15 protein-coding genes are annotated in these 20,255 nt (G+C 32.3%); 11 read left to right on the top strand and 4 right to left on the bottom strand.

The genetic code is table 11. The annotated features are described in order from the left end of the window. Positions 1-8 precede the first annotated feature (8 nt). Positions 9-1,796, bottom strand: a complete 1,788-nt coding sequence (locus ACZ5CF_RS01765; protein ID WP_464579970.1) for a tetratricopeptide repeat protein — start codon at positions 1,794-1,796, stop codon at positions 9-11. A 254-nt stretch (positions 1,797-2,050) separates the two neighbouring features. Between ACZ5CF_RS01765 and ACZ5CF_RS01760 the strand changes: the two genes are divergently transcribed. From ACZ5CF_RS01760 to ACZ5CF_RS01715, 10 genes are all read left to right on the top strand, one after another. Further along, complete coding sequence (locus tag ACZ5CF_RS01760) at positions 2,051-2,314, top strand: hypothetical protein (RefSeq protein ID WP_464579968.1); 264 nt, start codon at positions 2,051-2,053, stop codon at positions 2,312-2,314. 281 nt (positions 2,315-2,595) lie between these two features. Then, the gene (locus ACZ5CF_RS01755; RefSeq protein WP_464579967.1) at positions 2,596-3,372 is read left to right on the top strand and encodes a GLPGLI family protein; all 777 of its coding nucleotides are present in this window, start codon (positions 2,596-2,598) and stop codon (positions 3,370-3,372) included. Further along, positions 3,356-3,601, top strand: coding sequence for a hypothetical protein (locus tag ACZ5CF_RS01750; RefSeq protein WP_464579965.1), 246 nt, complete (start codon positions 3,356-3,358; stop codon positions 3,599-3,601). The genes ACZ5CF_RS01755 and ACZ5CF_RS01750 overlap by 17 nt, the downstream gene beginning before the upstream one ends. A gap of 56 nt (positions 3,602-3,657) precedes the next feature. After that, positions 3,658-4,416, top strand: a complete 759-nt coding sequence (locus ACZ5CF_RS01745) for a GLPGLI family protein (RefSeq protein WP_464579963.1) — start codon at positions 3,658-3,660, stop codon at positions 4,414-4,416. A 174-nt stretch (positions 4,417-4,590) separates the two neighbouring features. Beyond that, positions 4,591-5,379 (top strand): GLPGLI family protein, encoded by a 789-nt coding sequence (locus ACZ5CF_RS01740; protein WP_464579962.1) that lies wholly within the window; start codon positions 4,591-4,593, stop codon positions 5,377-5,379. A gap of 87 nt (positions 5,380-5,466) precedes the next feature. After that, positions 5,467-6,204 (top strand): GLPGLI family protein, encoded by a 738-nt coding sequence (locus ACZ5CF_RS01735; RefSeq protein ID WP_464579960.1) that lies wholly within the window; start codon positions 5,467-5,469, stop codon positions 6,202-6,204. After that, the gene (locus ACZ5CF_RS01730) at positions 6,192-8,837 is read left to right on the top strand and encodes a carboxypeptidase-like regulatory domain-containing protein (RefSeq protein ID WP_464579959.1); all 2,646 of its coding nucleotides are present in this window, start codon (positions 6,192-6,194) and stop codon (positions 8,835-8,837) included. The genes ACZ5CF_RS01735 and ACZ5CF_RS01730 overlap by 13 nt, the downstream gene beginning before the upstream one ends. A gap of 112 nt (positions 8,838-8,949) precedes the next feature. Then, positions 8,950-9,678: a GLPGLI family protein gene (locus tag ACZ5CF_RS01725; RefSeq protein WP_464579958.1), complete on the top strand. Its 729-nt coding sequence runs from the start codon at positions 8,950-8,952 to the stop codon at positions 9,676-9,678. A 1-nt stretch (position 9,679) separates the two neighbouring features. Continuing rightward, the gene (locus ACZ5CF_RS01720; RefSeq protein ID WP_464579956.1) at positions 9,680-10,399 is read left to right on the top strand and encodes a GLPGLI family protein; all 720 of its coding nucleotides are present in this window, start codon (positions 9,680-9,682) and stop codon (positions 10,397-10,399) included. A gap of 10 nt (positions 10,400-10,409) precedes the next feature. After that, positions 10,410-13,109 carry a carboxypeptidase-like regulatory domain-containing protein gene (locus ACZ5CF_RS01715; RefSeq protein ID WP_464579955.1) on the top strand — a complete coding sequence of 900 codons (2,700 nt, stop codon included), beginning with the start codon at positions 10,410-10,412 and terminating at the stop codon, positions 13,107-13,109. Between the two features lie 18 nt (positions 13,110-13,127). On the opposite strand, the gene serS is transcribed toward ACZ5CF_RS01715, so the two are convergent. Genes serS through ACZ5CF_RS01700 form a run of 3 tightly spaced genes read right to left on the bottom strand, consistent with a single transcriptional unit; the run spans position 13,128 to position 16,694 of the window. Next, entirely contained in the window at positions 13,128-14,399 is a 1,272-nt protein-coding gene (gene serS, locus ACZ5CF_RS01710; RefSeq protein WP_464579954.1) for a serine--tRNA ligase, read from the bottom strand. Between the two features lie 50 nt (positions 14,400-14,449). Continuing rightward, positions 14,450-15,766 carry an HTTM domain-containing protein gene (locus tag ACZ5CF_RS01705; protein ID WP_464579952.1) on the bottom strand — a complete coding sequence of 439 codons (1,317 nt, stop codon included), beginning with the start codon at positions 15,764-15,766 and terminating at the stop codon, positions 14,450-14,452. Then, the gene (locus ACZ5CF_RS01700; protein ID WP_464579951.1) at positions 15,759-16,694 is read right to left on the bottom strand and encodes a bifunctional riboflavin kinase/FAD synthetase; all 936 of its coding nucleotides are present in this window, start codon (positions 16,692-16,694) and stop codon (positions 15,759-15,761) included. The genes ACZ5CF_RS01705 and ACZ5CF_RS01700 overlap by 8 nt, the downstream gene beginning before the upstream one ends. Before the next feature lie 70 nt (positions 16,695-16,764). On the opposite strand from ACZ5CF_RS01700, the gene ACZ5CF_RS01695 reads away from it, so the two are divergent. Further along, the gene (locus ACZ5CF_RS01695) at positions 16,765-20,241 is read left to right on the top strand and encodes a reprolysin-like metallopeptidase (protein ID WP_464579950.1); all 3,477 of its coding nucleotides are present in this window, start codon (positions 16,765-16,767) and stop codon (positions 20,239-20,241) included. Positions 20,242-20,255 lie beyond the last annotated feature (14 nt).

Here is a 20,255-nt window from a genome sequence, read left to right as displayed (position 1 = left end):
CTGAAAAGTTAGTTTATAGCATCGCCTCGTAAAGCACGGTATTTTTTTCTGGCCTCAACAAAATGAATACTATCGGGGTGGTTAAATATTATTTTCTCTAAGTATGGCATGGCCTTTTCAGGCTCGTTAAAGGCATTGAGGTAAAGTTTTGCAAGTTCATACAAAGCATCGTCTGCAAGAATGCCGTATCCGTGAAATTCTATTATTTTTAAATAATTTACCAGCGCTTTATCGTATAACCCTAATGTTGTTAATAATTGGGCTTGTTTAAAAAGCGCTTCGTCTTCTATGCTTTCTCCTTTATGATTTTTTAAAATATCGTCTAAAAAAGCAATAGCTTCTTGTTTTTTATTTTGATAGGCATATAAGTGTGCTTTGGCATATTTTTTTAATGCGGTTTGGGTAGAGTCTTCTAATATGTTATCTGTTATAAGTAAGCTAAGCTGCATGGCATCGTTAGCAATAAGTTGTGATGCCGATGCTCTTAATACTTTTAATTGTGTATTGGCCCAATCAAAATCGCCTTTATAAAAACTGGTTTGCGCCACTTTAAATCGGGCATTCTGACCAATAACATGGTTTTTTAAACTCTTTTGAATTTGAGAGTAATATATAAGAGCTTCGTTAAAGCGTTCTGCATAAACTAAAATATCGGCTAATGTCATTTTAAGCTCTGCTTGTTCAAAACGCGTTAACGGCAAACCCATGCTTTCTTTTAAAAAGCTAATACCCAAATTAGGTTGCTCTTTTTTAAAAGCTAAAAAAGAGGCATAAGCATTTTGTAAATTAAGTGTTTCAGGGGTTTTGCCATACTGGTTTAAAAGGTTTTGGTACGTGCTCTCTACTTCTTGAATAGTTTTTTTGTTGGGCTGTTTTAGCTTTAGGTTAATAAGTTGCAAATGTGCATTAATTTTAGTTTTAATAGCAACTGCATTTTCTACTATATAATTGTTAATTGCTTTAGCAGCTTCTGTGTCATTATGTTTTTGTGCTAAATTGGCTAACCGCTCTATACGTTGTAATGATGTACCTTCTGTAGCTCTATTGTATATAGCTTTTTCTTGAATAAAAGCACTCATGTATTGGTGTTGCTGTACAAATAGCCAACTTAGTAGCTCGTTCCATAATATATTAGGCTCTTTTTGTGCTTTTTTAAGCAATGCCCTTTTTAACAATATATTGTTTTTATGTTCGGGGTTTTCGGTGATAAACTGACTAATATAATACAGCACATTGCTTTTAGAAGCTGTGTTAAACGTAATTACTTGCAAATAGTTATCGTACATTTTCTCAATATCGCCCTTTTCGCCATAAATTCTGGCGAGTTGAAAGTTGTAATTTGCCTTTGGATTACGTTCTGCACCAATGGTATAGGCTTGTATGGCGTAATCTAACAAGGCATATTTTTGAAATTGTAGTCCAACGGCATCAGCATACAGCGGTTGTTGTTTAACAGCATTTAAAGCTTTATTAAAGTATTGGGTAGCTTTGGTGTTTTGGTTTTGAAGTTTGTAGGTGTACCCCATGTCTATTATTAAAGGAGGGTAAATACTACCGGAATTTATTTTAGGAACAAGCAGTTGCTCTATTTTACTGTATTGCTCTAGTTGTTGGTAGCAAGTTACCAGTTGTTGTAAATAGTCGGGTCTGGCAGGGTGAGTTTTCACTAATTGTTCGTAATAAACAGCAGCTTTCTCAAAATCACCATCTTTTAAGTACCGTCTGGCAATAGCATCGGTTTGAGACCAAGCTGATGTAAGACTACAAAACAAAACAAAAAGTAATAGCCAACGCATAATACAAAAGGGGTTTAGCCAAAGATACTTATAGAAAACGAAAAAAAGCGTTAAAGATTTTAACAGGCTACAATCTTATTTTTTTTGATATGAGCTTAAAACCTCTAAAAAATGTAAGTTATATAAAAGATATAAGTAAGAATATTTTGATTTTTTTTTTTTTTTTTTTGATACATTAGTGCAATCCTTTACAAAATTGCGCAATTAAAATGTAATGGAGAAACTAAATTTAATTAACCAAAAAACTTAAAATTATGAGAAATTTATTCTTTGCTTTAACTTTTATGTTAGTAGGAACGTTTGCTTTTGCAAATGATAATACTAATTCAAATCAAAATAAGTTGGATAATGTAGAAATTAAGATTAATAAACAATCTATTAATCTTAATAATTATGATTTAGGTATGTTGTTTTTTGATTGTACAATTACAATCAAGAATAACAAAACAGGAGATAGTTATACTATTACAATACATGGTAAGAGTTGTGAAGAATTAATTAAAGAAATAATGAAATAATTATGAAAAATAAAGTTGTTTTGCTATCAATATTTGTACTTAGTTTTATTTCAACTCAAGCTACTACTATAGAAAACATCGAAACTACTGATGAAATTTGTGCAACTTGCTCTGGTGAATTCAAAATCAATGGTGATTCATATACAATTACATTACACGATGTTTCTTGGTGGACTTGTGTCAAATTTAAGATAGCCAGTTGGTTCAATTAGTTAATTATTCCTCCAAAAACTAATAAATAAGTTTTTGGAGGTTTTTAAAGATAAAAATAACTTATTCATATGAAAAACAAATTATATATCAATATTATATTTTTGTTAATATCAGCAAGTCTTTTTTCACAAAATAATTTCAAAGCAGTATATAAGATTTTGTTGGAAAAGAATGGTTATGCTCCAATTTACTATAGCCTTGTTTCTAAGGGCAGAGAATCTGAATTCAAATTATTAGAAAGGATTGCTCCTGAAAAAGTTGTAAGTAACGAATATACCGATGAAGTAGTATTAAATCCTGAAACACCTGATAGCATTCAACCACTTATCATAACAAATTTTAAGACAGGAAAAATATATTCCAATGATTTTATTACAGAAGACGATGGTGAAACCTATATTAGATACAGTATTGTTGAACCAATAACAGTTAAGTGGAAACTTGAGAAAGAAACAAAAAAAATAGATAAATTTTTATGCAAAAAAGCAACAACCAAATTTAGGGGTAGAAACTATGTTGCTTGGTATACCGAGGAAATTCCTATTTCAATAGGACCATGGAAATTTCATGGTCTACCTGGTTTAATAGTTAATATGACTGATAATACTAATCAAGTATCATTTCTTTTGGAAAAAATTGAAACACCATATAACCATGCAAACATCAGCATGGAAAAAATAGATACTGAAAATATTATCTCTATTCAAGAATTTATCAAAATAAGAAAAAGAGCAAAAATAAAATCAAGAGAATTCTTTAAAAAGAAAGTTTTAGCAAGATTACCAAGAGGTGCTAGAATTGAATTGACACGAGAGGGAAATAACGATATTGAAAAGGAATTTTAAAAGAGGATTGTTTATCTCAAAATTTAGTTCTTTTCAAGATTTTGAAAATTGTAATTTAAATCAATTAAATCAGTTATATCAATCAGAAGATTTCTGTACTGTTTCGGTTTCTGTTACTATTAGCGTAGGGGTTGTCTCTGTTACACTAACGGCAGAGAATATACCTTGCTCAGAAGTTGGAGCAACTATTAAAAGGCTCTATAAAGAAGCCAAAGCAGCTATACAATAAAGTGTCAAAGGCATCTGGGTTAACCGGATGCCTTACAACCATTAACTTTATTTAATATGAAAAAGTATTTATTAGTATTAATGTTATTGATAACCGGAGTAATTTATTCTCAAGATGCTAATGAATTGGTTTTGAAGTATGATATGATACTTAGTTTAAATAAACCCAAAAAATATAATGCTGTTTTAAATTATAGTGATAATAAGGCTACTTTTTATTGGAATGATCATACTAAAAAAGCAGAGGAGACTAATATTGAGGTTACCGATGAAGGAAATTATGAGTTTGAAATTATTATTGAAGATAGTATTGGCACCATTAATCAGGTAAACTTTATTACAGATACTATTATGTCAAGATTTTTACATTTGGGAACACCAAAAATATTAAAAGAGAAGCGACCAATAATTAATTGGAAAATTACAGCCGATACTAAGAATATAGATAATTTTAAATGTAATAAAGCCATAGGAAACTTTAGAGGAAGAACCTATGTGGTTTGGTTTACTTCGCAAATTCCGGCACCTATTGGACCTTGGAAATTACAAGGCTTACCAGGAGCAATTTTAGAAGCTTATGATACAGATAAATTGGTGCAGTTTTACATAAAATCAATTTCAAATCAACCAAAACAAAGTGTAGACTATAATAAAATTTTTAAAAAAGGAGATTGCGTTAACTTGAAGGAATATGCTAAAGAGCAATCTGAATATACCACAGAGCTGATAAGAAAATTGAAAGCTAAACTTCCAAGAAATGTTAAGATAACTAATGTAACTACATCAGAATTTCTTGAAAAAACATTTAATAATTAAGCTTCAAACATTTTGAAAGTAAAATAGTTCTTATAATCACTAAATGCTATAAATAATCTTGTGAGAATATTTTTATACATCAAGTTTTTTTTGCTTATTTTAGAGAAATAATTTACAAACAGAAGCAAAAAACACCTATATGTTGTTTGTAGTTATTTACAGAAAACTAAAACTATGAGCATATTAACTTTAAGAGTACTTATTGTATTTACATTTATAAGCCACTTTGTAGTGTCTCAAAAAAACACCTTACATGGTTTTATAACATATTCTGAAGTTCATAATTCTGAAATTGGTGTCATTAATAAAAAGTATAATTTAATTTTTGATTCGGAAAAGTCTTTATCTACAGAAATAAAAAGTAAACTTAAAAATCCTAATGCTATTGATGAAACACATTTTTTAAATGATTTTGTAAAGAATATTTATAAACAAGTTTCTTTCTTCTATTATGTAGATAATAAAATTTATTATAATGAAATTACATCAATAAAACAATACACTATTTATGATACAATTAATCATGATTGGGATATTTTACAAGAAACAAAATTAATTGGAGGCTTTACATGTAGAAAAGCACAAATGAATTTTAGAGGAAGGCAATATGTTGCGTGGTACACAGAAGATATTCCGGTGCCTTATGGGCCAAGAAAATATTTTGGATTACCGGGGCTTATTTTAGAAGTTTATGATGTTGATAAAAAGTATATAGCTAAAGCAATTAGTATTAAATTAAACAATCAAAACATTAACCTTGATCAAGAATTAAATAAACTTAAAAAAAGTATAAAAAACGCAATATCTTTTCAGGAATTTAAAATTAAAATGTGCGAAGATGCAAAAGAATTCGAAAAAATTGTTGCTTCTAAATTACCAAGAGGGTATTCTAATTTTAAAGTTTATAATGTTGGAGGTGGTGATAGTAGTCTTGAAATAATAGATTATAAATGCGATTTTTAATTTTAGTGTTCTTTTTAGCTTGTATTTACAAACAGAAGCAAAAAAAACCTATATGTTGTTTGTAGCTATTTACAGAAAACTAAAACTATGAGCATATTAACTTTAAGAGTACTTATTGCATTTACATTTATAAGCCACTTTGTAATGGCTCAAAAAAACACCTTTCACGGTCAAGTGCTATATTCAAATATTTATAATTCTGATTTTGGAATCCATAAATATGGTTATAATTTAATTTTTGATTCAGAAAAATCTTTAAGTAAAGATATAGAGATTGAAAGCGAAAACACTACTAATGTTGATGAATCACATTTTTTATATGATCTTTCAAAAATTGAAATGGAAGGCGATTTCTTCTATAATGTAGGTAATAAAATTTATTATACTGAAATTACATCAATAAAACAATACACTATTTATGATACAATTAATCATGATTGGGATATTTTACAAGAAACAAAATTAATTGGAGGCTTTACATGTAGAAAAGCACAAATGAATTTTAGAGGAAGGCAATATGTTGCATGGTACGCAGAAGATATTCCGGTGCCTTATGGGTCGGGAAAATATTTTGGATTACCGGGGCTTATTTTAGAAGTTTATGATGTTGATAAAAAGTACATAGCTAAAGCAATTAGTATTAAATTAAACAAACAAGACATTAACCTTGATCAAGAATTTAAAATTAAAAAGTGCGAAGATGCAAAAGAATTCGAAAAAATTGTTGCTTCTAAACTACCAAGAGGTAGTAGTTCTAATGTTAGAATTAGAAGTGTAGGGAGTGATAGTAACCTTGAAATAATAGATTATAAATGCGATTTTTAATTTTAGGGTTCTTTTTAGCTTGTATTTACACCAATGCACAAGTAAATATAAGCGGTACGGTGGTTAACAATAAAGGAGAGGCAATTCAAGGAGCCTCTGTAGTAGCCAGTACATTAACCGGAGTAATAGATTCATACTCCTACACCAATGATGATGGAATTTATAATTTAAAAGTTAAAAACGATTCTGTTTTAATAAAATGTCTTGCTTTAGGGTTTCACACTAAAGAGATTTTATATACGCAACAAGGCAATAATAAACGCGAGATTAATTTTGTTTTACAACCCAAACCCTTTGAGTTAAAAGAAGTTATCATTAAAGCCGAAATGCCAATTTCTGTAAATAAAGACACTATTAATTTTAAAACTAAATTCTTCACAAACGGAACAGAGCAAACTGTTGAAGATTTACTTAAAAAAATACCGGGATTACAAGTAGATAGCGAAGGGGCCATTAAAGTAGGCAATCAAGAAATATCTAAACTAATGGTAGATGGTGATGACTTTTTTGAGAGAGGCTACAAAATCTTGTCTAAAAACATGCCTGCATACCCCATTGAAGAAGTCGAAATTTTAAAAAACTATTCAAATAACCGACTTTTAAAAGGGGTAGAAGAAAGTAATAAAGTAGCACTAAATCTAAAATTAAACGAAAAATCTAAACGTATTTGGTTTGGTAATATTAAAACTAGTATTGGGAACGATAGTTTTTACCAAGTAAAAGCCAACTTGATGAACTTTGGCAAGAAAAACAAATACTATTTTTTAACCAATTTTAATAATATTGGTTATGATGCCACCGGCGATATACAAAATTTAATAAAACCTTTCAGGTTTAATGAACCTGCCAGTATTGGTGATGACCAAAGTGTTACCCCGCTTTTAAATTTATCATCAACCCTATTTAGCTTTAAACAAAGCAGAACCAATTTTAACAATGCAGAACTGGTTTCGCTTAATGCTATTTTTAATCCTACCGATAAATTAAAAATAAAAGCATTAGGTTTTTTTAATTGGGATGAAAACGATTTTTTTAGAAACAGGGTTGATGTAGTAGCTGTAAATGGTACAAACTTTACCAATACCGAAGATTATACGTTACTAAACAAAAAACAAATAGCTTTTGGCAAATTAGATGTTATATACAACATCTCTAAAACCAAAATGTTAGAAGCCACCACAAAATACAATAATGGTGATTTTAGTGATAATTCTAATCTGCTTTTTAATGGTAACACTACCATAGAAAATTTAAAACACCAAAACACGCTTTTTGACCAAAAAATAAACTACACCAATAAGTTTAAAAACAAAAAAGCTTTTTTAATTACAGGACGTTTTATTGATGAAAAAACACCACAAAACTACAGGCTTAATCAATTTTTTTATGAAGAATTGTTTCCGGAAAATACAAATGCCAACAATGTTTCTCAATTAAGCAACAGCCAAATGCAGTTTGCAGGCTTAAATGCTCATTTGCTGGATCGTAAAAAAGGCGGAGATCTATTAGAACTGCAATTAGGGAATGAATATAGAAAAGATGTACTATCAACTACATTTTCACTTTTAGAAGATGAAACGGTTTTAGAACAACCTAACGGTTATCAAAACCAAACCAACTATCAGGTAAATGATTTATACGTTAAGAGTAAATACCTGCTAAAAATAAACGATTTTAAAATTGGAGCAGCGCTCAACGTTCATCAGCTTTTTAACAGGCTGGAAAATAAGGGTGTATCAACCTGTCAAAATCCTTTTTTTATAAACCCAAGTATAGAGTTTGATTGGTACATAAATGACAAAAACACAATTACGTCTTCGTATTCCTACAATACTACAAATGCAAAAATATTAGACGTTTATAGTGATTTTGTTCTAACAGGTTATAGAACATTTTCTAAAGGCTCCGGAGGGTTTAACCAACTTGAAGCCTCAAGCCTGAATATAAATTATCAATTAGGTAACTGGAGTGATAAGTTTTTTGCCAATACATATATACTTTACAGAAAAAATCACGATTTTTTTTCTACTAATGCTTTAATAGCACAAAATTATACCCAATCAGAAAAGATACTTATTAAAGACCGAGAGCTTATAAGTATTAATTCAAAATTAGATTTTTACTTAAAGAGACTCTCAACAAATTTAAAATTAGATATAGGATATTTTAAAAGTGATTTTAAAAACATCGTAAATAATTCTACTTTAAGGCAAATAACATCAAATAATTACAACTATGGTTTTGAGTTACGTTCAGGCTTTAAAGGAATTTTTAATTACCATATAGGCACAAAGTGGACAACTAAAAAAATAAAAACAACAAGTACAAATTCATTTACAGATAATGTTAGTTTTTTGGATTTGTTTTTTGTGTTTAATGACAAGTTTAATGTTACCATAAATTCAGAGCGCTACTATTTTGGGAATCTGCAAAATAATAACACGTACTATTTTTTAGATTTTAATGCACGATACCAACTCATTGAAAACAAATTAACGTTAGGGCTTACCGGGAAAAACCTGTTTAATACCAAAAGTTTCAGGAACTTTTCGGTTAGCGACATTGGAACATCAACAACCGAATATAGACTGTTACCAAGGTTTGTACTTTTTAAAATAGAATACAGATTTTAATAATGTAAACAGAGTATAAACGATTACCATGATAATAACTATCATCTTAAAAACTAAGATTAATATGTTTTTTGAGCGTGAAAAAGAATATTTTATACAAAACTTGTAATTAATGTATCATACAAAAAAAATAATTTTAGCATTAGTATTTTGCTTTTTTGGTTATGCAAGTAGTGCCCAAACTGTTTCGGCAGAAGTTATTTATACTGCTAGTTTAGAGGTATTCTATAAACATCTTGTATCGAGTAAAAACAATTCAGCAAAATACTTTTTGCCTGTAGTAAAAGCTGCTCATAATATAGAGTATAAGCTGTTTGCTAATAAAAACATTGCGTTGTTTAAGCTTATTGAAGGGATGGCAATAGGCGATAAGAATGATGTGTTAAAAATTGCTGTTGGGTTAGCAGGTAGAGGCAAATACTACACCAATTTACAAACCGGGCAACAACTAACTGTAAAAAACAATTATGGGCAAGATTATAATATTTTAGGCAGTATAGAAAAACACCCATGGGAGCTAACTAAAACCACAAAAAAAATAGGCAATTTTACCTGCTATAAAGCTACTTACATTAAAAAATTACCTAAAAGAAACTATACAGTAGTGGCATGGTACACACCACAAATACCGTTGCCTTTTGGGCCTTTAGATCATGGGGGTAATTTACTACCCGGACTTATATTAGAGTTACACCTGCCTATGGCCAGTTATTATGCAAAATCGGTTACACTAAACCCCAAAAACCAACCCCAAATAACGTGGCCAACCAATATACATACCATAAGTAAAGAAAAATACCGACAACAAGGCGAAGTGGTGCTAAAGGCTATTAAAAATTAGCATGAAAAACAACATTTACATAACCGCTTTATTTTCTTTTATGTGTTTACTTATAACGGCCCAAAAAAGTGGGGTTTGTGTATATAAGGTTTATCCTATAGAAAGTGTATTAAGTATAAACTTAGAAGATAAAGAAGTAGATAAAAAAGCCAAACAAACAATTTTAAAAGCACTCAACTACGCCAAGGGGTTTAATTATGTTTTACAGTTTAACTCTAAAGAAGCTATTTCATATTTAGAGGAAAGTCTTACCATTGGCAATGGTGAGAGCGCATATATACATAGACTTGCGAAAGCTATTGTAGGTAAAGGTGTTTTTTATCAGAACAAATTAGATAAACTTGTTTTACGAGAATTAGAGGTTATGGGTTCACAGTTTTTAATAAAAGATACGTTAGGTGTAGGTTGGAAAATTACTCAAGACACCAAGAACATAGGCAAGTATAAAGTTATTAAAGCAATTAAAGATTGTGAAACGTGTAATACATACGAAGAAGTTTGGTTTGCACCAAGTATTAATGTGCCTTTTGGGCCACTTGCTTATGGAGGTCTCCCCGGACTTGTAATAGAAGTTAAAAGAAAATCAAATATTATTAGGCTGGAAAGCATAACATTTAAGGATAAAGAGATAGAAATACAGAAACCAACAAAAGGCAGAAAAATTACAGCCCAAGAATACCATGAGTTAACCAATAGAGCTCGAGAACAAGCGCGTAATTAATTATAAATTAATGAGCAACAAACAATACAACGCAATTAGAAGTAGCATGCTACTTCTTTTTTTTATAGCAGTTATATATTTTGGGAATGCACAATCTGTTGTGGTACAAGGTAAAATTACAGACAGCCTGCAAAATCCTTTGCCATATACTAACATACTTGCTTTTCCGGCAGAAGAAGGAAAAGAAACCCAATTTGCCATAACTGATGAGGAAGGTATATATAAACTAAGCTTACAAAAACAAGTACCTTATAATATAGAAATTAGTTATTTGGGGTATAAAAAACTAACCGCTACCATTACACTTACTCAAAACACTACCAAAAACTTTGTGTTGCAACCAGCTGTAAATGAATTAGATGAAGTAGAGGTTACTTACAAAATACCGGTGGTTGTTAAAGAAGATACTATTGTTTACAATACAGATGCATTTGTAAGTGGTAAAGAGCGTAAACTTAGAGAAGTACTAAAAAAACTACCAGGTATAGAGGTAGATAGAGAAGGGAATGTAAAAGCAAACGGTAAAAAAATTAAAAAGCTACTGGTAGATAATAAACCTTTTTTTACCGGCAATACCAAAATGGCGGTTAATAACATTCCGGCAGATGTTGTAGATCAAGTAGAGGTGTTAGAAAACTACAATGAAGTAGCCATGCTAAAAGGCTTACAAGACACAGACGATACAGCATTAAACATAAAACTAAAAAAAGACAGAAAGAAATTTGCCTTTGGCGATATAGAAACCGGTTTAGGTTATAATGAAAAATATACCATACACCCTAATTTGTTTTACTATAGTCCCAAAACTAATATAAATTTTATTGCAGATGTTAACAATACAGGTGTAAAGGCTTTTACATTTAGTGATTACATTGAGTTTGAAGGTGGTTTTGGTAAACTACTAGAAAATTCCGGAAGCTATTTTAGTATTTACAGTAGTGATTTTGCACAGTTTTTAAACAATCAAGACTTTAAAAATAGTATACATAAATTTGGGGCAGTAAACATACGGCAGGCTGTTAACAGCAGTACAGATATTAGTGGTTATGTAATTGCCTCTAAAAACAAAACACAAACAGAAACTCAAGTAGAAAATTTATATTTAAATGAAGAAAATACGTTTGTAGAAAACCGTAATAATACAGCTACAACAAACAATTTTTTTACGCTTGGTAAAATTACAATAGATTATGAGCCTACTTACCAAGAAGACCTCTCTTTAAATAGTTTTTTTAAAATTACAAGCAATAACAATAATGGTATTATAACCACAACAACTCCAACAGTAAATAACGTTATAAACACACTAACCAATGTAAAAGCGTTAACGTTTAAACAAAATGTAAATTATAGCCGTAAATTATCAGACTATCATACTGGCACTTTAGAGGCTACCTATAATTTTCAAACAGATAAGCCTAATACTAATTGGATAACCAATCAAGAAATTCTTCAGGGGTTATTACCACTGGTTCAAGACAGCGTATATACCATTCTACAAACAAAAAGCATCAGTAATCACTCTTTTAATGCTATTGTAAAAGATTATTGGGTGTTAAATAATTTTAATCATATTTATACGAGTATTGGTATAAACAGTGCCTTTAACACCTTTAATAGTTTTGATGAACAAGTACTATCTAACGGAAATACCAATAATTTTTCTGAAGCAGGCTTTAATAATGATTTCAGGTATAATTTTATAAACACCTATGTAGGATTAGAATATAAATTTAAAACGGGTATTTTTACTTTTAAACCTGCATTATATTACCATTTTTACACGTGGTCTACCCAGCAAACCAACCAAAAATTGTTTAATAATAAAGCGGTATTACTGCCTGAGGCTACCACAACAATAGAGTTTAACAACAGCGAAAAAATTAATGTTAAGTACAAATTAAATGCACGTTTTCCTGCTGTTAACAGATTAGCAAACAACTTTATACTATCAAACTTTAATAGTGTATTTAAGGGGAATGAAACCTTAGAAAACGAGCTATACCATTCTGCAAGCATTAATTATTCAAAGTTTAGCTTACTAAAAGGTCTTTATTACAATGCTAACATTAGCTATACCAAACGATTAAAACATTATAAAAATGTTACCCAATTGCAAGGTATAGATTATTACAGCACGCCTATTCTTTTTAATATGCCGGAAGATGCCTTGTATATACATGGTAGCTTTTCAAAAAAAATACGTAAAATAAGATTCAGGTTAAGCGGTAGATATAATTACAGTAACTTTTTTCAGCTTATTAATAATGCTACAATAAAAAACAAATCACAAAGATTTGCCGTAACGCCAAGTATAGAAACACGGTTTAAAAAGTGGCCTAATTTAGAAGTAGGATACACAAAAGATTTTAGTAATTACGAATCATTAAATACAACATCTAAATTTGAAAACAATACGTTGTTTGCATATTTAGATTATACTTTTTTAGAAGACTTTACTTTTAAAGCAGAATACAACTACAATAATTATATAAACAAAACAAGCGGTGTAGAAAACACATTTGATAATGCTAACGTTTCTCTTTTCTATAAAAAAGAAGATAGTGCTTGGGGTTTTGAGCTTAAAGCCACAAACTTGTTTAATACCCAATTTAAGCAAGAAAACGCCTTTAACAACTTTTTAATTTCCGATCAGAGAACGTTTATAATGCCCAGAATTGTTTTATTTACAATTAGCTACAAACTATAAGAATGTAGCTAATTGTAATTAATCAATCATATCAAAACCGGTATACGGTACTAACACTTCGGGTACTTTAATGCCGTTTTCGGTTTGGTAGTTTTCTAAAATACCGGCTAAAACTCTTGGCAAGGCTAAAGCACTACCATTTAGGGTGTGTGCTAATTGGCTTTTACCGTTTGCATCTTTGTAGCGTAGTTTTAGGCGGTTTGCCTGAAAAGTTTCAAAATTAGAAACAGAACTAATTTCTAACCAACGGTTTTGAGCCGTAGAGTACACTTCAAAATCATAAGTTAAGGCAGAGGTAAAACCTAAATCGCCCCCACACAAACGTAATATTCTATACGGTAATTTTAATTCACGTAAAATATTTTTAACGTGCTCTACCATACCATCAAGGGCCTTGTATGAGTTGTCAGGGTGCTCAATTCTAACAATTTCTACTTTATCAAATTGGTGCAATCTGTTTAAACCTCTTACGTGTGCACCATAGCTTCCGGCTTCTCGTCTAAAACAAGGGGTATAAGCTGTACAGCAAATAGGAAAATCGGCTTCGTTTAATAAAGTGTCTCTAAAGAAGTTAGTAACCGGTACTTCGGCAGTTGGTATTAAATACAAATCGTCTTGCGCAATGTAGTACATCTGCCCTTCTTTATCGGGTAGCTGTCCGGTACCATAGCCAGAGGCTTCATTTATAACATGCGGTGGTTGGTACTCTGTATAACCGGCTGCTGTATTTTTATCTAAAAAATAGGTAATTAAAGCACGTTGCAGTTTAGCACCTTTGCCCTTATAAACCGGGAAACCGGCGCCGGTAATTTTTACACCTAATTCAAAATCAATTAAATCGTATTTTTTAGCTAATTCCCAATGCGGAAGTGCATTTGCCCCTAACTCCGGAACAGCCCCTTCTCTAAAAACCTCTTCGTTATCTTCGTCTGATGCTCCTTTAGGAACAGACTCGTGCGGTACATTAGGTATCTGATAGAGCGTTTGGTTTAGTTGCTCTGTAATTTCTTGTAGCTTTTGTCCAAGCGTTTTAGAAGATTCTTTTAAAGATACCGTTTGCTCTTTTAGTTTATTAGCTTCTGCAGCATTACCTTGCTTAAAAAGCATCCCTATTTGCTTAGATAGTTTGTTAGACTCTGCCAAAACATTGTCTAATTCTGTTTGGGTTGCTCTGCGTTGCTCATCTAAACTAATAGCAGTTTCAATTAAGCCTGTAGCATCTATATTACGTTTTGCTAAAGCCTTTATAATGGCATCTTTTTCTTCTCTAATACGCTGTATGGCTAACATAATACTTGTTTTTTTGGGAGGCACAAATTTAATGTAAATAGCTGTAATTGTTAAGGATTTTTATAGGTAAGTATCCAATTGTTATGTGCAAAGTGGTTAAAGGGTTTAGAGGCTAAATCTACTTCCGGATTTATAAGTGGTTTAAATGCACTGCCATTTACACTTACTTTACCTAAAGCAAACACTGCAACATCCTGATTTTTTTTTGCGTATTCTTTCTTTAAAAACTGCGCAAATTGCCATATAACATCGGGTTTTCCGGCAAGTGTGTATTGTTGTTTTTTAGTAAGATAGGTGCCAGGATTAATAATGGTTTCTTGTTTTGTGTTTTTATCTACCACTTTAAACGAAATGTATCCCGATTTAGCTCTAAGCATCATTCGCCAACTCATTCTGTGTCCTTCTTCGGTCCAGAGAACATCGCCTTTAATAAACCAATGTCTAAGCGGAAGCAAAACTTGAATGGCTAAATACAAAGCACCAATACCTATAATTATATTTTTTGATGATGGAATTGCTATTTTTTGCTGATTGCAATGTGCTTTATTTTTTAAAAAAAGTGTTCTTATAGTTTCTGGCTCAAAAAAGAAAACGGTAAAGGCTAATGCCAAATACGGAAAAATTCCAATCTGAAAAACAACAGAATTAAATAAATGAAAAAAGATTGCCGTAAAAAATGCCCATTTTCTGGTTGGCTTAAACAAGAGTGCCGGTATAATTAGGGCATCAAAAATTATTCCTCCGTAAGTAATAAAAAATTGCACTTCGGGTTGTTGCAGCAAAGAGCCAATTAAAAAATAATGCTCTTTCCCTTTCATTAAAATTTTTACTACAGTACCATTAAGCCAATCGGGGTATAGCTTAGCTATAGCAGCATATGTATAAACAATAAATAACTGAGCAACAATAATATGTTTACACCAAGAAGGCATACAGGTTGCTTTTTTAACTCGAAGTTGTTTTACATCAACCGAAGCGTACCTATGTGCCGGTAAAAACAACATAATGCCGGCAATTAAAATTAACAGGTAATAATGGTTGTTGTATGATGATTTTTGCATTAAATACGTAGCACTCCACATTAGGGTAAACAACAGAAGGCTAATTTTGTACCGATAACCTACCATAACAAAAAGCCCTAAAACACCCATAATGGCATAATACCAATACATGCCAAATCCGGGAAGGGGTTGAAGCCACTCAAAACCAATAAAAGTAAAAGTAAATTGAGGCTCAATAAAGGTATGTTTTACCCAACCCGTAAAAATGGCACCAATACACTCTGCAAAAAGTAAAAAACCAAAAAATATTCTAAATACAATTAGTGCGGTATTATCTATGGGTCTAAATAAAAACTTGTTAAGCATTTTGGCGAGCTACAATTTCTAAAGCCTGTTGTCTATCGGCTTCTAATTGTTTTTTTAAAGCATCTATAGATTCAAATTTTTGTTCATCACGTAACCTGTCTAACATATAAACACGTAGCGGTTTGTTGTAAAGGTCTTGTTTAAAATCAAAAAAATTAATTTCTATAGTTTGGTGTTTTCCACTTACCGTAGGGTTAACACCAATATTCATCATGCCGTAAATGGTTTTATTATTTAAAGTGCTTTTAACCACGTAAGCTCCTTTTTTAGGAATAAGTTTGTACTTGCTGTCTATGGTTAAATTGGCAGTAGGAAACTGTATTTGCCTACCTAATCCTTTGCCTTTAGTAACCGTTCCGGTAAGCATATATGGGTAGCCTAAGTATAAATTTGCAGTACGAATATCGCCTTCAATAAGTGCGTTTCTAATTTTAGTAGAGCTTACAGAAACATCGTTAATTTCTTGAGCAGAAATTTGCTCTACTTCAAAATTATAAACTGCTCCGTACTCTATTAAATCTTTAACTGTAGCGGTTCGGTTACGTCCAAAACGGTGATCGTAACCAATTATAATTTTTTTTGTGTTGAGTTGTGTTACTAGTATATCTCTAATAAAATCTAAGGCTGTTAATCTTGAAAACTCTTTGGTAAACGGATGAATAATTAAATGATCTAAACCGGTTTGGGCTAAAATCTCTTTTTTTTCTTCAATAGTATTTAGTAGTTTTAAAGAGTCGTCTTGTTGCAACACCATTCTAGGATGTGGGTAAAAAGTAAGCAACACAGATTCTAACCCGTTTCCTTTGGCAGTTGCTACAATTCTGTCTATAATTTTTTTATGTCCAATATGTACCCCATCAAAAGTTCCAATGGTTACGGCAGTGGGGTTATTTTGGTTAAAGTTTTGTATAGAGTTATAGGTAATCACAAGCAAATTTTAGGGTATCTAACTTTAAAAACTTAAGTTTGTGTACAAAGTTAAACGTGTCCTGTTAATCATGATAACAAACTTACGGTATGTTTTTTCAATAACCATACTTTTTTTTTCGTTTTGCGCAGGAGCCCAAAACAACTATTGGCAGCCTGTAAATACAACAAAAGCACCTACTAATGCTGCACTTGAATCTTTACATAAAGATACGTTTTTAAGTTATACTTTATTGTATAGCTCGCTACTTCAAGAGTTAAAAAACGTACCTCACAGAGAGCAGTTAAATACAACACCTTTACCGGTAGTTTATTTTCCGGATTACGATGGTAATATGCTGGCTTTTAGGCTGCAAGAAACTCCGGTGTTGCCTACTGCATTACAAGAAAAATACCCGGCTATTAGGTCGTTTAAAGGAGTTTCTACAGACGGTAATAATCATGTAGTTAGGTTTAGCACATCGCAAAAAGGACTGCAAGCTCTTATTTTATTTTCTGATGGAAAAGTGCCTGCAGTTATAGAAAAAGCCTATAAAGACAGCAGTAGTATTTATGTAGTGTTTAAACGAGATGCAAGAGAAGGTGATAAATTTAGGTTTGAGTGTACAACAGAAAGCACAAAAGGAGAAAATACTATACAGCAATCCCAAAAAAATGGTAGCACATCTAAAGATAACAACGATCAACTTTTAAGAAAATACAGAATAGCAATATCAACAACCGGAGAGTACACAGCATACCATTACCAATCAGACTCTATTGCAGATGCATTAGCAGCAATAGCTAACACACTTACCAGAATTAATGCTATTTACGAAAGAGATTTAGGAATTACATTAGAATTAGTTGCAAACAATGATCAAATAATATATACAGACGCATCAACAGATCCCTACAATGGCAATAATAGTAGCGAGCTGCAAAACACACTAACTACCGTTATTGGTGAAGCTAATTATGATGTGGGGCATTTGTTTAACAGAGCTTCTAATAATGGTAATGCAGGCTGTATTGGCTGTGTTTGTGTAGATGGCCAAAAAGGAAGAGCATTCTCTGAAGCCTTAGTGCCCGAAGGTGATATTTTTGATATAGATTTAGTAGCACACGAGATTGGCCATCAATTTGGAGGACGCCATACACAAACAAACAGTTGTGCCAGAGACACCAGTGGTGCTACAAATATAGAAGTAGGTAGCGGGAGTACTATTATGGGGTATGCCGGTATTTGCCCGCCCGATGTACAAGGCAATTCTGATGCCTATTTTGATTATGCCAACATTCAAAACATAACCCAATACATACAGCAAGGCAACGGTAGCACATGTGCACAAGAAATTATGTTGAGCAATAATCCGCCAACCGTTTCAGCCGGGCCAGATTATACCATTCCTATTGGAACACCTTTTAAGTTAACAGCGCAAGCAACAGATGTAGATGGAGATGTGCTAACTTATACTTGGGAGCAAATAGATACCGGATTTTCGGGAAATCAACCTCCGCAATCTTCAAACACTTCCGGGCCTTTGTTTAGATCGCTTCCACCTAGCACAAACCCTACACGTTATTTTCCGGTGATAGACGATGTACTTTCCGGAGATTTAGGCAATACCTGGGAAGTTTTACCAAATGTTTCAAGACCATTAAATTTTGCGGTTACAGTTAGAGATAATGTAGTTGGAGGCGGGCAAAACGCATCAGATGTGGTAACACTTCAGGCTGTATCGCAAGCCGGACCGTTTAGGGTAACCTCTCAAGATAGTAATGTTACCTATCAAGGTGGTAGTGTGCAAACCATAACATGGGATGTTGCATTTACAAATATTGCTCCGGTAGATGCTTCGCAAGTAAACATATTATTATCTGTTGATGGCGGACAGACCTTTCCTATTGTGTTAGACCAAAACGTAGTAAACGATGGTAGTCATCAAGTAATTATTCCCGGAGGAATTTCTACTACCAACGCCAGGATAATGGTAGAAGCAGCAGATAATGTTTTTTATGCAGTAAACAGCGCAAACTTTACCATTACAAATGCGCCATTTGTGATGCAGCTTTCAGAATTACAAATAAGCGCTTGCCAGCCCAATAATTTAATTACAAACTTTACGTATAACACGTTTCAAGGATTTTCTGAAGAGGTAACATTTTCAGCTTCAAATGTACCTCCGGGGTTAAGTGTAACGTTTAATCCTACTTCGGCAAGTGTAAATAATACGAATGTGCAAATAACTATATCGGGCACCAGTAGCGTAAGTCCGGGATCGTATCCTATTACAATTACAGGAACATCGGCCTCAGAGACAAAAGATATTGTGCTTACGGCAACTGTTTTAAATGATAATTTTACAGATGTGGTATTACTAACTCCTGTAAACGGAGACAATGCAGTATTTTTTAATCAAGTACTAAATTGGCAAATACACCCAAATGCAGAAACGTATGAAATAGAATTGGCTACCGATAGTAATTTTACCAATATAATAGCATCAGAAACGGTAGAAATTAACAGCTACAAGCCTACTGCATTACAACCTGAAACAACTTACTATTGGCGTGTAAAACCAATTAACCAATGTGGCGAGGGTTCTTTTGGAACGCCTTTTAGTTTTACTACCTTAATGGTTAATTGCAAAACAGAAATTGCTCCAAATACACCAATGCCTATTAGCGATCAAGGACCAAGTGTAATACAAGCTCCAATTTTTGTTGGAGAGAATGCCCTTGTTTCTGATGTTAACGTAACATTAGACATTAGTCATGAGTATATTTCAGACTTAACCATTAAACTAACCAGCCCGAGTGGCACTACCGTAACATTATTGTCTGAAGTATGTAATAGTAATAACGATATTGTTGCTGTTTTTGATGACGAAGGCTCTGCTATTGTATGTGGTGATAATCCGGCAATTTCTGGAGTGGTAATTCCGCTACAACCACTTAGCGCATTTTTTGGAGAATCTAGTCAAGGAACATGGATTCTCGAAGTAGCCGATAATTTTGATCAAGACGGGGGAAGCCTTAATAACTTTGAGTTAGAGCTTTGTTTAGCAGGCGATACAGATTCTGATAACGACGGAATTTTTGATAGTGCAGATAATTGCGATTTAGTGCCTAACCCGGATCAAGCCGATTTAGATAATGATGATATTGGTGATGTGTGTGATGATGATATTGATGGCGATGGAGTTTTAAATGATTCAGATAATTGCCCAACGGCATTTAACCCGGATCAATTAGACATAGATCAAGACGGAGAAGGAGATGTATGTGATGAAGATGTGCTTGTTTCGCAGGCGTTTACTCCAAACGGAGATGGTATTAACGACACCTGGAGGTTGGTTAACATTAACCTATATCCAAATGCAGTAGTTACTGTGTTTAACCGTTGGGGCAGACAAATATTTAAAGCCTATGGGTATGCTAATAACTGGAATGGTGTGCCAAAAGGCAAAAGCAAAAAAGTTCCGCCGGGGTCTTACTACTATCAAGTAGATTTAGAAGGAGATGGAAAAATAGATTTTAAAGGGTGGCTTTACATAACATATTAAAAAAAGAACAACAA

Source organism: Lutaonella thermophila (assembly GCF_055387725.1).
This window is presented reverse-complemented; position numbering and strand designations above follow the sequence as displayed.

What these genes read in the sequence shown, in the direction of transcription:
- ACZ5CF_RS01705 (WP_464579952.1), bottom strand. Translation starts at nt 15,766, where the DNA reads ATGCTTAACAAGTTTTTATTTAGACCCATAGATAATACCGCACTAATT.
- ACZ5CF_RS01730 (WP_464579959.1), top strand. Translation starts at nt 6,192, where the DNA reads ATGCGATTTTTAATTTTAGGGTTCTTTTTAGCTTGTATTTACACCAAT.
- serS (WP_464579954.1), bottom strand. Translation starts at nt 14,399, where the DNA reads ATGTTAGCCATACAGCGTATTAGAGAAGAAAAAGATGCCATTATAAAG.
- ACZ5CF_RS01765 (WP_464579970.1), bottom strand. Translation starts at nt 1,796, where the DNA reads ATGCGTTGGCTATTACTTTTTGTTTTGTTTTGTAGTCTTACATCAGCT.
- ACZ5CF_RS01760 (WP_464579968.1), top strand. Translation starts at nt 2,051, where the DNA reads ATGAGAAATTTATTCTTTGCTTTAACTTTTATGTTAGTAGGAACGTTT.
- ACZ5CF_RS01720 (WP_464579956.1), top strand. Translation starts at nt 9,680, where the DNA reads ATGAAAAACAACATTTACATAACCGCTTTATTTTCTTTTATGTGTTTA.
- ACZ5CF_RS01695 (WP_464579950.1), top strand. Translation starts at nt 16,765, where the DNA reads ATGATAACAAACTTACGGTATGTTTTTTCAATAACCATACTTTTTTTT.
- ACZ5CF_RS01755 (WP_464579967.1), top strand. Translation starts at nt 2,596, where the DNA reads ATGAAAAACAAATTATATATCAATATTATATTTTTGTTAATATCAGCA.
- ACZ5CF_RS01725 (WP_464579958.1), top strand. Translation starts at nt 8,950, where the DNA reads ATGTATCATACAAAAAAAATAATTTTAGCATTAGTATTTTGCTTTTTT.
- ACZ5CF_RS01740 (WP_464579962.1), top strand. Translation starts at nt 4,591, where the DNA reads ATGAGCATATTAACTTTAAGAGTACTTATTGTATTTACATTTATAAGC.
- ACZ5CF_RS01735 (WP_464579960.1), top strand. Translation starts at nt 5,467, where the DNA reads ATGAGCATATTAACTTTAAGAGTACTTATTGCATTTACATTTATAAGC.
- ACZ5CF_RS01745 (WP_464579963.1), top strand. Translation starts at nt 3,658, where the DNA reads ATGAAAAAGTATTTATTAGTATTAATGTTATTGATAACCGGAGTAATT.
- ACZ5CF_RS01715 (WP_464579955.1), top strand. Translation starts at nt 10,410, where the DNA reads ATGAGCAACAAACAATACAACGCAATTAGAAGTAGCATGCTACTTCTT.